The sequence below is a fragment of the Brevibacillus sp. NRS-1366 genome (genome assembly GCF_050467985.1).
This window is the reverse complement of sequence record NZ_JBITPN010000041.1, coordinates 55,835-68,272: the sequence shown is the minus strand read 5'-3', so window position 1 is coordinate 68,272 and position 12,438 is coordinate 55,835. Positions and strand designations below refer to the sequence as shown.

General features: G+C 43.6%; 16 protein-coding genes. 15 read left to right on the top strand and 1 reads right to left on the bottom strand.

All coding sequences use genetic code 11. The features are described from left to right. The first annotated feature begins 28 nt into the window (after window positions 1–28). The 5 genes from ACIFQN_RS26640 to ACIFQN_RS26620 all read left to right on the top strand — a co-directional run bounded on the left by ACIFQN_RS26640 (window position 29) and on the right by ACIFQN_RS26620 (window position 3,146). Window positions 29–778, top strand: a complete 750-nt coding sequence (locus ACIFQN_RS26640) for a DNA-methyltransferase (protein WP_429836062.1) — start codon at window positions 29–31, stop codon at window positions 776–778. Between the two features lie 623 nt (window positions 779–1,401). Beyond that, on the top strand, window positions 1,402–1,722 hold the full coding sequence (locus tag ACIFQN_RS26635) for a hypothetical protein (protein WP_429836061.1): 321 nt from the start codon (window positions 1,402–1,404) through the stop codon (window positions 1,720–1,722). 36 nt (window positions 1,723–1,758) lie between these two features. Then, complete coding sequence (locus tag ACIFQN_RS26630) at window positions 1,759–2,046, top strand: hypothetical protein (protein WP_429836060.1); 288 nt, start codon at window positions 1,759–1,761, stop codon at window positions 2,044–2,046. Between the two features lie 186 nt (window positions 2,047–2,232). After that, window positions 2,233–2,523: a hypothetical protein gene (locus ACIFQN_RS26625; RefSeq protein ID WP_429836059.1), complete on the top strand. Its 291-nt coding sequence runs from the start codon at window positions 2,233–2,235 to the stop codon at window positions 2,521–2,523. Window positions 2,524–2,777: 254 nt separating this feature from the next. Then, window positions 2,778–3,146, top strand: a complete 369-nt coding sequence (locus ACIFQN_RS26620; protein ID WP_429836058.1) for a hypothetical protein — start codon at window positions 2,778–2,780, stop codon at window positions 3,144–3,146. 16 nt (window positions 3,147–3,162) lie between these two features. On the opposite strand, the gene ACIFQN_RS26615 is transcribed toward ACIFQN_RS26620, so the two are convergent. After that, window positions 3,163–3,534: a hypothetical protein gene (locus ACIFQN_RS26615; protein WP_429836057.1), complete on the bottom strand. Its 372-nt coding sequence runs from the start codon at window positions 3,532–3,534 to the stop codon at window positions 3,163–3,165. 164 nt (window positions 3,535–3,698) lie between these two features. Between ACIFQN_RS26615 and ACIFQN_RS26610 the strand changes: the two genes are divergently transcribed. The 10 genes from ACIFQN_RS26610 to ACIFQN_RS26565 all read left to right on the top strand — a co-directional run bounded on the left by ACIFQN_RS26610 (window position 3,699) and on the right by ACIFQN_RS26565 (window position 12,391). Next, window positions 3,699–4,205 carry a hypothetical protein gene (locus ACIFQN_RS26610; protein WP_429836056.1) on the top strand — a complete coding sequence of 169 codons (507 nt, stop codon included), beginning with the start codon at window positions 3,699–3,701 and terminating at the stop codon, window positions 4,203–4,205. Window positions 4,206–4,450: 245 nt separating this feature from the next. Continuing rightward, window positions 4,451–4,657, top strand: coding sequence for an XtrA/YqaO family protein (locus tag ACIFQN_RS26605; protein WP_429836055.1), 207 nt, complete (start codon window positions 4,451–4,453; stop codon window positions 4,655–4,657). 98 nt (window positions 4,658–4,755) lie between these two features. After that, complete coding sequence (locus ACIFQN_RS26600) at window positions 4,756–4,968, top strand: hypothetical protein (protein ID WP_429836054.1); 213 nt, start codon at window positions 4,756–4,758, stop codon at window positions 4,966–4,968. Window positions 4,969–4,989: 21 nt separating this feature from the next. Further along, entirely contained in the window at window positions 4,990–5,496 is a 507-nt protein-coding gene (locus ACIFQN_RS26595; RefSeq protein WP_429836053.1) for a sigma factor-like helix-turn-helix DNA-binding protein, read from the top strand. 69 nt (window positions 5,497–5,565) lie between these two features. Then, complete coding sequence (locus ACIFQN_RS26590) at window positions 5,566–6,972, top strand: hypothetical protein (RefSeq protein ID WP_429836052.1); 1,407 nt, start codon at window positions 5,566–5,568, stop codon at window positions 6,970–6,972. Between the two features lie 124 nt (window positions 6,973–7,096). Then, on the top strand, window positions 7,097–7,306 hold the full coding sequence (locus tag ACIFQN_RS26585; protein ID WP_429836051.1) for a hypothetical protein: 210 nt from the start codon (window positions 7,097–7,099) through the stop codon (window positions 7,304–7,306). 78 nt (window positions 7,307–7,384) lie between these two features. Then, window positions 7,385–8,524 carry a terminase small subunit gene (locus ACIFQN_RS26580; protein WP_429836050.1) on the top strand — a complete coding sequence of 380 codons (1,140 nt, stop codon included), beginning with the start codon at window positions 7,385–7,387 and terminating at the stop codon, window positions 8,522–8,524. After that, window positions 8,521–9,924, top strand: coding sequence for a terminase large subunit domain-containing protein (locus ACIFQN_RS26575; protein WP_429836049.1), 1,404 nt, complete (start codon window positions 8,521–8,523; stop codon window positions 9,922–9,924). The genes ACIFQN_RS26580 and ACIFQN_RS26575 overlap by 4 nt, the downstream gene beginning before the upstream one ends. A 14-nt stretch (window positions 9,925–9,938) precedes the next feature. Next, a complete protein-coding gene (locus tag ACIFQN_RS26570; protein ID WP_429836048.1) occupies window positions 9,939–11,486 on the top strand; it encodes a phage portal protein in 1,548 nt (515 codons plus the stop codon). After that, window positions 11,483–12,391 carry a minor capsid protein gene (locus ACIFQN_RS26565; RefSeq protein ID WP_429836047.1) on the top strand — a complete coding sequence of 303 codons (909 nt, stop codon included), beginning with the start codon at window positions 11,483–11,485 and terminating at the stop codon, window positions 12,389–12,391. The genes ACIFQN_RS26570 and ACIFQN_RS26565 overlap by 4 nt, the downstream gene beginning before the upstream one ends. Window positions 12,392–12,438: the final 47 nt, after the last annotated feature.

The window sequence follows — 12,438 nt, the reverse complement described above, 5'->3', positions numbered from 1 at the left end:
CAAAATGTAAAGCGGGAGGTGAGCGCAATTGATCAACACGATCATCCATGGGGATGGCCTGAAAGTAATGGGGGACATTGAAGATGGTTCAGTCGATATGATCCTCTGCGATTTACCTTTTGGTACAACTCAAAGCCCTTGGGACACGGTAATTCCTTATGACCCACTTTGGCTGCAGTATGAGCGAATTATCAAAGATAACGGAGCGATCGTACTGTTTGCCAAATCACCATTCGATAAGACATTGGCAACCAGCAACATGAAGTTGTACCGGTACGAATGGATATGGGAAAAGAATAAAGCAACTGGGCATTTGAACGCCGGGAAGATGCCGATGCAAGCCCATGAAAATATCCTTGTCTTTTACAAAAAACCACCAACATACAACCCACAGATGACTGATGGACACAGACCAATGAATTATGCAGTTAAGAACAACAATACAACCGTTTATGGCACAGCGAAGTGCGTACCAAACAATGCAGGCACTACCGAAAGACATCCAAGGACCGTACTTAGGTATCCGGTAGTGAATAATGACAGTGCCGAACGTATTCATCCAAATCAAAAACCAGTTGAGCTTTTGGAATACCTGATTAAGACGTACACCATCCCTGGCGAGTTGATCTTGGATAATTGCTCAGGCAGCGCAGCAACTGCAGAAGCGGCAATCAGGACACATCGTAATTATATCTGCATCGAACAGGAGTGGCATTACGTTCAGAAATCACGAGATCGAATTAAAAACCTTGTGATCCAAGAGTCATTGTCGATTTAACATAATGTGTAGGGGGTTAAGGCATTATCTGAACAGCTCTCGAATCTTCCGGACAAATTGTTTTAGCGCAAGTGCATCAGTGAGCAAAATCAGTATGAAGGGAACAAGAAAATACTCTCTACTGCTACTGCTCGATCGAAACATTTCAAGATAGTGGAGAACGACCAAAAGAACAATATAAAGTAAGTTCAAAAAAAACAAGAAACGACTTGGTATCAACGTTGAGAAAATAAAACCAATAACAATCAAGATAATACAGAGTACAAAAAACACTGACTGTCACCTCAGATACTTATCCAATCTAAGGTGATGATAACACAAATGGAATTATCATACAGGTTTGCTTGTAGAACTTACACAATAGTTATTAAATCAAATCCTTTTTATCTCGAATATCGATACGATTATTCCAAGGGTGCCTGATATCAGTAATAGGATGGATAAAAATGAAATAGGTTCACTCAAAATGGAGTGTAGACCTAGACCTATTAGAAGCAAACTTGAACCCAAAGAGGAAAGGACTCTAAATTTTTTCATCAATAAACCACCTCGTAATCCAAATATTACCACAAACTTTTGTAGGTGGCTTTACAAAACGGTAACTGTAGAAAGGGGTTAGGTATATGAAAGTCCAAGATGTCACGAATTTATCTACAATGTTCGGTGGAGAAGTAACTAAGTTGTTACCAGTGTATTCGGAAATACCGGATGAGTTTGGTTTGTATAGCAGAAACAAGTGGGTTGAGGTAACGTCTGATTGGTTTTTCAAGGGAATCAGAAACTATAAATGGACGCCAAAAGAAGACATTGACCAAACCAAAGCATTACGTCATATACAAGCGTGTTTAGCATCGTTTGAGATTCAACACGAACACAAGATCAGAGGGTGCGCTTACTTATTGAGCCAATGGTTCGATGATGTGAAATATGAAGCAAAGGAATGAACAAACCACACGATTTGTTAAATAGGGGGATTAAGTATGCCAATCATTGACGAGTACGGTTCAAGACAGCTGCATTTTGGGTCCGGTGACATTAGTGTCGGAGGTGGCACTTTGGCAATGGATGAGGTTGTAGGTGTTATTACTTTTCAGCAACAAGTACTACAAGAGGTGGGCACCCGTTCAGAAAATGAACCGGGTCACGCGCTAGAGCCTAACGAAACGCCAGTGCGAATGACGTTCGATCGGGTGGAAAGCATAGATGTGGTTATGAGACAGCTGCAAGAGGTCAAAAAAATGATGGTCGAAAAGATGGCGATGAAATGAAATGCGAGCATGTTTTCAGATACATGGGCGAACGGAATGAAAAGAAGGAAAATTCGGAAGGGCGCACCTACTACGTGTATTACGATCGATTCTTTTGCGAAAAGTGCCTAGAGCGTGTGGAGAAGAAAAGTAGAGTCAGCCGTTTATTTAACTAAACAATCGATGTGATAAATGGGAGGGATATATGTGAAAGAGTCTGATTGGATTCATGCCTACCATAGCGCAGGCGAAATCACTGGTTACATTACAGAAATGTCTGGTGAAATGTTGACTGTTTACGTAACGATCCCTTCTGACATTGGTGAAATACAGATCAAGAGAGCGAGTGCATGGCTGGCTGAAGAGCATACACAAATGCAGGACATTCCCTCTTTACTTGATCTGTCTTTGCTGACGAAGGACAAAGAATGGTTCGAGGAATTGAGAACCGATTTGTCGCTGCGTGAACAATGGGTTCGATACCACGCGACACGTTAGCACAATCGATTTGTTAAATGGGAGGTAATTGCGATGTTTAATCAAGGAGATATTGTTGAATACATTGATTCAGATGGTGATAGGAGCGTTCATTACATTAGCCTCTATCGAGAGGACAAAGGCAAGTATGCATTATGTAGGAATTCATGCGAAATCGGCTATGTCGGTAAGGACTATAAATCAGATAGGTTAGTTTTCGAGAATAGGCTTCGATTAGTAAAAGCCATTTAACAAAACAAATGGAGGGGTTTAGGATGCCGATCATTGACGAGTACGGTTCAAGACAACTGCATTTTGGCTCCGGTGACATCAGCGTTGGCGGTGGTCTGCTGGCGATGTATGAAGCTGTGGGAGTTGTTACTTTCAAGCAACAAGAACCGAGGGAAGTCGGATCACGTTCAGAACATGGACCCGGCCACTCGCTAGAACCCGGCGAAACACCCGTACGGATGACGTTCGATAATGTGGAAAGTATCAATGTCGTCATCAGGAAACTGGAAGTGGTTAAGAGGATGATGATTGTGAAGCTTGAGTCGGGACGTGACGTGTGTAGTAAGTGCGGGCTCGTAGAATTACCAGTCAACAGCCCGTTCCATCGTTGTGAGGAGTGCCGGAGCAGATAGGTGATTTAACAAAACATTACTTGTGATAATTAAACCTAAATTCTTGATTAACCCAAATATCGTTTTGTCTGATCACTTTAGCGGTGGCTTCACATTTAATTCCATCGTGGTCATATGTAGCGACAACAAAATAACCGTCACCATTGTGCGTCACAGTAACAATTTTGAAATTCTTGAGCCGTTTATGACCACGAGGAATTTTCCATGATTCATGTGCTTCACATTCATGTCTAACATGCCGCTCAAGTGTCCAATCCTTTCGGATCCAGTGATCTATCGAATTGATGATATCCCTGACTGGTGGCTTTGGATGTAAATCTACTGCATAAGTGTTTGCGGTAATAAATGAAAACAAAAAGAAGCTAAATAAAATAATTAATTTCCACATCGAAAAGTCACTCCTTCAACAGTAACTTTTCCGACTGCAAAGGAAAATATCATCATTCATACAGATTATTTAACAAAAGAGAAATTGTGATCATCAATATTGTTGCATTTGATAACTGACCATAGTATAATGTTATCAAAGACAACAAAGGTGCGGTGATGATCATGATTATGGTGAGTAACGCTGAAATCGAAAAACTGTTTGGCTGGAAAAAGGGGAAGGCAGGGGTTTATGCGAGTAGAAACATCCTGCCTAACCCAGTGCAAGTTCTGTCTTGTGGTCGTCTTTGGAACCTGGATGACATACTGTTCACTGCAGCCGAGCGCGGGTGGGAAGTAAAGCAAGAATCCCTGAACGAGATCCATAAGTCTGTTGTCCAAAACACACCAGAATCTAAAGAGGCGTTACAAGCAGAGATCAACAGCATGCAAAACTACCTCAGAAGCTTGCAAAATGATATTGAGAAAAAAGAGAAGCATAATCGGGATTTGGACGATGCTGCCATGTCTATCGAGCAACAAGTTGAACAACAGAGGGCAAAGCTGGTCTTCATGCAAAATGAGATCGCTGAACGTGAAACAAAAGTGGATCGTCTGAGGGAAGAAGAAAAGCGACTTGATGAGTGGATAACACTTAAGCAGACGAGTGTTATTAAAGATAACAAAGCGTGAGAAATCATTGGTTTAACATACTATTTCGGGAGTGAAAAAGAATGGACAAAAAATGGGAACTGCTTTATGAGCTTTTTGAAAATGGCACGCTGACCAAAGAAGAGTTTTTGCAAATACGAAAAGAACTTCAAAGTAAAACTGAAGAAGATAAGTGAGCTGAAAAAGAATAAGCCCCCAGCCGGGAGCCCGAATATGTGTTTGCCAACCATATTATACCACGGGCAACCGGACAGGGGGAACGGAAGATGAGCGTAAGAGCGAAAGAAGTACAGATAGATATTCAAACCATGACTATCACAGTTCCTGTAGGAAAAAATCCAGCCATGATTCTGGTAGATCCAAAACAGGGAAAAGCAAAGATAGTCCCACTAGTAGAACATGGTGAAACCGTGGTAAAATCAAGTCAGGGAAAGATTTCCAAGGTTGATTACCGCGAGAGCGAATTATTTTAATATAGCCTGATACCGAGAAACGGGAGGGCGTCAGATTCACACCTAAACATGGGTGTGTTCTGGCGTCCTTTTTATTTTGCCTGAAAGGAGGACGAGTCATGGCAAAGATCCGCGACATTATGGAGTTTAAACGGAAGAAAGAGAAAAATCCGATCTGCTTCGCGGAGCATTTGAAGAGGGCGAATGATCGATATCATAAGCCGCCGCCGATTAAGCCGGCTGAGGTCATGTCTATTGATCAGATAAAACGATTAATGGGCGATACGGGATCAAGACAGTTCCTAAAAGACAAAGGAAACGTACGTAAATAGATGCACTGAGGAGGGGTTCTCATGCAAGATTTGCTGAACGAATACAAAGAGACCAAAAAAGGATTAAATACCGCCTACGAGGAACGCAGATCGGCTGCTGAAGTAGGAAATGAAGAGGCAATGGCCGAACGACAAATGATCGGCGAAATGCGGGGAGAAGTGGAATGGATCATCGAATGGTTGGAGACCGGCCGACGCCCAGGGAACAAGCGTGGTATTGAACGCCAAGCTGCGTACCAACGCGAGAAGCTAATGGACCCGGTACGCATGCAGGCTTTTGTTGCAAGGAGTACAGCAGGCAGCCCAGCAAACCTCACTGAATGGCAACGGCAGCAGATTGAAGATGCTCTATGCTGTTTGACTGAGCGAGAGCGTGATTGTTATGTATTGGTTCATGGTGAGGGCTTTTCATTCGAGCAAGTGGCTGAGCTATTGATTCTATCAAAGAGCAGTGTCCAGACATATGTCACCCGAGCTCAAACGAAAATTTCAGATCGATTAAATAATAGCTTATTCCTTGTGGGATAGGCTTTTTAATTGGTACAAAATTGTTAATGATGTATTGATTTGGTAAAATAACATAAAGGAGTGTGGACAATGGAAAACCTAGGACTAACGTTACTAAAAAACAAGAAAACTAGATCATTACTCATTCATAGTGAAACAATAAAAGGTTATCCAACCATACTGTCCTTTATAAGGAAAACTGAAGAAGTAACTGATGAAATAATTGATACCTTACTTTCTGAATCTGATAAACGTGTTGTCTACGATTTGTTCCCAACAATAGTCGAAAGTTGTCATAACGAATGGCGGGGGAATCCTGATCCAGAGGACGTCCTTGATGGAGATGATCGTGTAGAATGCACATTGTGCGGAAGAGATAACAAGCTTATTTTTTACATTCATAACATTATGAATGGAAAAAGAATAAATGTAGGAAGTACATGTATTAACTTGTTTACACACGATACTTTGTTTGAAGGAAAGTCTAAAGCAGAAGTTATCAAAAAAGCACGTAGAAATCAAAGGTTAAGAATGATTAACGAAAAAATTCCAGGAATCAAGAGAATTATGGATAATTGGGAAGACGATCTAAAAAAATACGATGTGCTTATACCTAGTTATATAGAGAAAGAATATTTAGAAATTGGTTTACATGCAAGTCGAATCTTTAATGATTATCTAGACAAAAAAGCTGACAAAAGCGTTTTTGATGAAATATCAGTATTTCTAGAAAAAAGAAACGAATTGATATTTCAAATGGAAGTTTACTGTAAGGAACACATAAACAATCGGTTTGTTGTAACAAGAAAAATCGTTCAACAACTGGAAAGAGACTCAGATGGGGAAACGATTAAAGAATTAAAGAAAACGGGATACATATCTTCAAAAACCGCGCCAAAAATTAGGGAAGAAAAATTTATTAAAGATTTAGAGATAGACTTTAAAAGCATGTTAGAGACACTTTCTGCGGATCTACAGGATCTGGATTATTACAATGGCGTCCTGAAAATAACTCCCTTTAGTGATAAACCATTATTAATATTGACTCCAATTGTTAAGTTTTTGACTTATTTTGGCTGGGTAATATTCAAAGATGAAAAATATGTTGGCTTTACAATGTCAAATCTACTTAGAATCAGCAAGGTAACCGATATTGCGTCAATTGAATATATAATATCTAGTATTGATTTTCTGCTTGGTAAAAGTAATAAAGTTCGACTTTACTTAGATGACTACGATAACAAGTATGATCGGTACGAATTTTCAGAGATGGATATTCATGATTTACGGAATGACAAATATGTCACTGTAAATCTACATGGATTTATAGACGACTTTAAATTGGCATTAGTAAATAGTGATGAATGGGTTGCGGGAGAATTAATAAAATACGTTGATAATCTTTCTAGAGACAAATACTCTCGTTATACGCTTGAAGAATTGAAGGAGAAGCACTATCGCAGAATATATAGAGAAACAGAAAGAATGTTTAAATAAGGGTTTATGTCATACGAATGCCACCTATAAGTGAAAGGACTTTTTCTTTCGCGAACCCCTCCATTACCGCCCCGGGCAACCGGGCGGACTTTTTGTTACAATTCAAACATGGAGGAGAGATAATATGAAAACGAAAATGATACAACAATTTTTACATCTTAGACGCGAAGAAGACCAAGTTTTTGCTGGTGTATTAGGAAAAACAATTAGGCAAATGGAGCAAACATTGCCGTTTGAGCAGATTGTTGTCAGACAAGTCGTACCGCATGAAGACGGGTCATTCACTGTGATCTTGGATTGTTATTATGACGACAACAGCCATCTTGATCAATAAGGTTGACATTCAGACAGCACCATCGCGGTGCTTTTTCTTTTGCAAAACAACTCAAACAATGGTGGTGGTGATCATGTAGTGGCTAGAGCGAGAGATCCAAACCGAGACAAAGCATATGAGATATGGAAGCAGGCTAATGGCGAAATCAAACTGAAGGACATAGCGGACCAACTCAGCATTTCAGAAGGCACTGTACGGGGATGGAAGAACAAAGACAAATGGGAGTTACCGATCAACAAGCAGCAGGAGTCTCCAGCAGCCGATATTGTGCCAGAAGATGATGAGCTATATGATCAGGCCGTCTACATCGTTGTAGAAGCTCAGACAGCCTCAGCCAGTCTCCTGCAGCGGCATTTGAGAATTGGCTATACCCGCGCAGCGAGGCTTGTTGAACTGATGGAGCAGAATGGTGTCGTTGGTCCGTACGAGGGTAGCGCTCCGCGCAAGGTGTTTATGAAAACTGCACCAGTATCCACACCAGCGAGTCCAAATACCGTTCCAAAACCAAAGGAACGTTCCAATCAATCGGAACGGAACACTCCGAACGTTCCAAAAGATATGGAACGCTCCGATCAGGTGATAGAACACAACGATCCTCCTCCAGAAATCGATAACGAAGACGGGTCTCTGACTGATAAGCAGAGGCTTTTTGTCATGGAGTACCTTCGAGACTTCAACGCTACCCGAGCTGCTATGGCTGTTGGCTACAGCAAGAAAACGGCCCATGTCATTGGATGGGAGAACCTTAGAAAACCTAATATCCAAGCTGAGATCAAACGGCAGAAGGAATCCATTGTAGACGACCTTGGTGTTGGTGTTCAGCGTGTAATTGTTGAGTACATGAAGATCGCGTTCGCTGACATTTCTGAATACGTGGAGTTCGGACAACAAGATGTCCCGATGTTCACCGAAGAGGGTATACCTATTAACGATCCGAAGACAGGCGAACAGATGACCTACAAGCGTAACTTTGTTGTTTTCAAGAGTAGCGAAGAAGTGGATGGGTCACTAATCAGTGAGGTCAAACAAGGCAAGGACGGTGTTAGCGTCAAGCTTCATGACAAAATGAAGGCTCTAGCGGCACTGGAAAAGTACGTGGGCTTTATGACGGAAGAGCAACGGTGGAAGGTTGAGAAGTTAAAGCTAGAGATAGGCAAGCTGCAGTCTGGGGATGACGATCGACCCACAGAAGTGGTTGTACGGCGGTGGTCGCAATGAAGACAATCCATGTTGATCCGTTTGAGGGCTGGACACCACACCCAAAGCAAGTCGAAGTCATGCAGTCCGATGTGAGAAACATCATAATGAACTGCGGACGGCGCGGCGGAAAAACCAATGTAGGAGCAAGGAAGTTTTTTGATAACATCCTGGCCGACATGGAACGAGGGAAGGGATTACCCTACAAACCCCCTCGTAATCTGAAGGTAATGAAAAAGCCAAAACCGCGTCTTGAATACTGGTGTGTGTCGCCTACTTACGCCATGTCAGAGATTCAGCAGGAAGAGTTGGCCGCAGTTATTCCGGAAGAGATGATTGAGAGCTGGGATGCTTCCAAGAACCGTATCTGGCTGAAGGGATGGGTGCTGATCCAGTTCAAGTCAGCTGACAATCCGAAGACTCTCGTTGGTAAAGGGCTGGATGGTGTATGGCTGGATGAGGCATCCAAGATGAAGGAGCAGACATGGAGTGGTTACCTCTCCTATGCTCTTGCAGATAAAGGCGGCTGGAGCGTCTGGACAACGACACCTGAAGGAATGAACTGGTTCTATCACGATATCGTCTTGAACGGCCAACATACTCCTGCAGGCGGGCATTCAGATGAGTACCGCAATGATCCAGAGTGGAGAAACTTCTACTGGACCAGCAAGGATAATCCATTACCTGAGTTGCAAAGGAACATTGAACGCATGATCGAAACCATGCCGAAGAGATATGTAGACCGGGAGATTTTCGCTCGGTTTGATGTGTTTTTTGGGCAGGTGTACGAAGAGTTTAACCGATCGATACATGTGGTACCACGGATTGAATGTGAGCAAAAATTCAAAGACGGTCATTTTATTCATGTTGAGGCAGGCAAGGACTGGGGCTTCACTAACCCTGGCGTTACTCTGGTAGGGGCAATGACAGCCAACGGTGAACTGTGGATCGTGGATGCCGTCTACAAGGCACAGATGGAGATTCTCGTTCCTGGAAGCTCAGATAGTTGGGTAGCCAAGGATAAAGAACTGCTGAAAAAGTGGAAGATCAAACTGTTCTGGTGTGATTCAGAGGATGCTAGCAACATCAAGACGTACCAGACAAACGGTCTGCCAGCAAAGGCTGCACAGAAGCACCTTAAAGAAGGGATTCGGGCAGTCTCCACCCTGTTCAAAGTAAAGAGTGACAACAGCAGGCCGAACATCTTCATTTCAGATCATCTGAAAGAGATCATCCAAGAACTGACGAACTATCGTTATCCAGAAGGAATGACTGGTGATCGAGCTGAGGTTCCATTGAAGGAAAATGACCACTCCATGGATGCGTTGCGATATCTTGTATGGAACAGCAAGGTGTTACAGCAGTTGCTGATCGGCCGATTTAATGTTATCCCTTGGAAGATAGCTGAAAAGGCTGGTTGAGGAGGTGAAATTGTATGCAAACAATGCTTTTGGAGCAGTTTTACGAAGAGAATAAAGCCAACAATTCTTGGCGATGGGTGCTGGATCTCATCTCCAAGCACAAGAGCCGGGACTATATCTTAATGAGGCGGTATGTCGATGGAGACCAGGATATCCTCCGTCGATCCGAGGAGAAAGGGAAGCCCAATAATAAGATCGCGCTTAATTTTGCGCGTAAAATCGTCGACTATAGCACCTCATATATTGCCAGTAACCCTATTCGGTACTCTGCTAATGAGGCGGGAACTGACGTGGATGAGCATGTTAAAAAGCTACAAGCCGTCCTGGTGGACAACGATGAGGAGAGCTTGTCCTACGACATCATTGAGGACGGATCAATCGACGGCGAAGTATTTGAGTATTACTACTTTGACGAAGACGGGCAAATTTGTTTGGCCGAGTTTAAAGCAGACGAATGTATAGCTGTTTACGATATGACTGTGAAAGCGAAGTTAATTGCCGTTATTCGTTACTACACCATGACGGATGTTAGCAAGAACACAAAGACTATGGTGGTTGAGGTATATGACGAACATGAAATCACGTATCTTCGTCAGGAAGGATCAGTGCTCGTTCTAGATACAAGCAGAGAAAAGAATCCTGTATTACACAACATCACCGTTCATGTAAAAGATCAGGACGGTAGGTTGCAGCAAAAGCCAATTGTCCCATGGACGCATTACGTAAATCGGCGACGGAAACACCAACAGAATCGCGATGACGGGATGTTTGAGGGTATGGGCGACTTGTCCGATTTGAAGCCTCTGATGGACGCGATTAACAAGGCTGTCACCGGCAAGGTAGATGTGCAGGAGTATTTCAAGAATCCGAAGGTGCTCTTTGAAGATCTCGATCTGGATGAGCTGATCCTTTACGATCCGGAAGGAAACCTGATCACTGATGTGGAGCGGAAAAAGGAATACCTCGCGAAAATGTGGGCTACCTCGCAGATTCTTATTGGCGGGAAGGCAGTGCCAATCACCTGGGATCTACAAGACCAGCACGAAGAGAACACCATCAACCGTCTGATTGAATCGCTGCTTGATCAAACTGGTACTCCACATCTTCGGCCAGATCAGGTTGGGACGGCTCCGTCTGGCATCGCGTTGAAGATCATCTTTTATCACGCTGATATTAAGGCGGGCATCAAGATGCGTCAGTACGGCAAAGGATTTCGAAATCGTATTCGGATTCTGACAGGAATGCTGAATGCCAAGTATAAAAAGCAGTGGGATTACCAAGCTGTTGATGTGAAATTCAGTAAGAATATGCCAGTCAACCTGGTGGAGATGGTGGATATTGTAACCAAGCTGGTTGGTCAGTTGTCTTATGAGGAAAGGTTGGCGCTGCTGCCGTTTGTAGATGATCCACGGGCATCCCGTGAAAAGCTACTGGAAGAGCAAGACGAGGAAACCGAGCGTAGAATGAGGATGTTGGACCCGGACGCAATGGAAACCGAGGAGCCGTCAGAAGATGACTCAACACCCGCAGACGGAGAGCCTCTAGAAGGTGACGCAGCATGAGCAGAGAGGAACGGTACCAAGAGGAACTGGAAACGCGTATCACGAAGCACGGGGCCAAATTAAGAAAGCTGTTTACCAAGGCAAATAAGAACATCGTGCAAGAAATCACCGACCTCTATGCTCGTTATGCGGATAGTGGCGAGGACTTAGTGTCTTTGATCTACAATGCTTCAAGGCTGGATCAGGTTATGGCAACCGTTAAAACGATTCTCCATGCTCTTCGCGTAGAAGAAGAACAGCAGCTACGTATCACATGGGGCGATGAGTACAAGCTCAGCGTTTATCATCATCTCTATTTTCTGGAACAGGATTTGCAAATAGGAGTTAGGCTTCCACAACTCAATTCCAGTATGGTGCTTGCTGCAGCGGAGCGACCATGGCAAGGCAGACATTTTTCCAAGCGAATTCGGTTGCGTACCGATCTGCTGGCGGCTGCCATGGAGGATGTGATCACGCAGGGTGCTGTTCAAGGTTGGGGCGTATCCCGGACAGCAAGGGAAATCACCAAACGAACATCAGAGAGCTGGTCGAGCGCACTTCGTCTTGCCCGGACAGAACTAAACCGGGCGGCGGCACAGGGGCAAACAATGGCCTACCAAGCCAACGCCGATATCGTGAGCGAAAAAGAGTTTTGTGCCACGTTGGACAAGCGGACTTCTTCACAGTGCCGCAAGCTGGACGGGAAACGGTACTCATTGGATTACGATACGGCCGATAACCCTGGGCGCGATGGCGAGAGAATTCCGAACCACCCGAATTGCCGATCCTACTGGCGGCCTGTCATGAAGTCGAGTGTTCTGGAGAAATTGGATCGTGAGCGCTCATATCGCATAGATAACGAGCGAGGCTACACAGCAGCCCGTACTTATGGAGAATGGGCGAAGCAAAAAGGAATAGCGGCATAGCATAACACCTGAAAATGCGAGGTGTCTTTTTATTGCCCTGAAAGGAG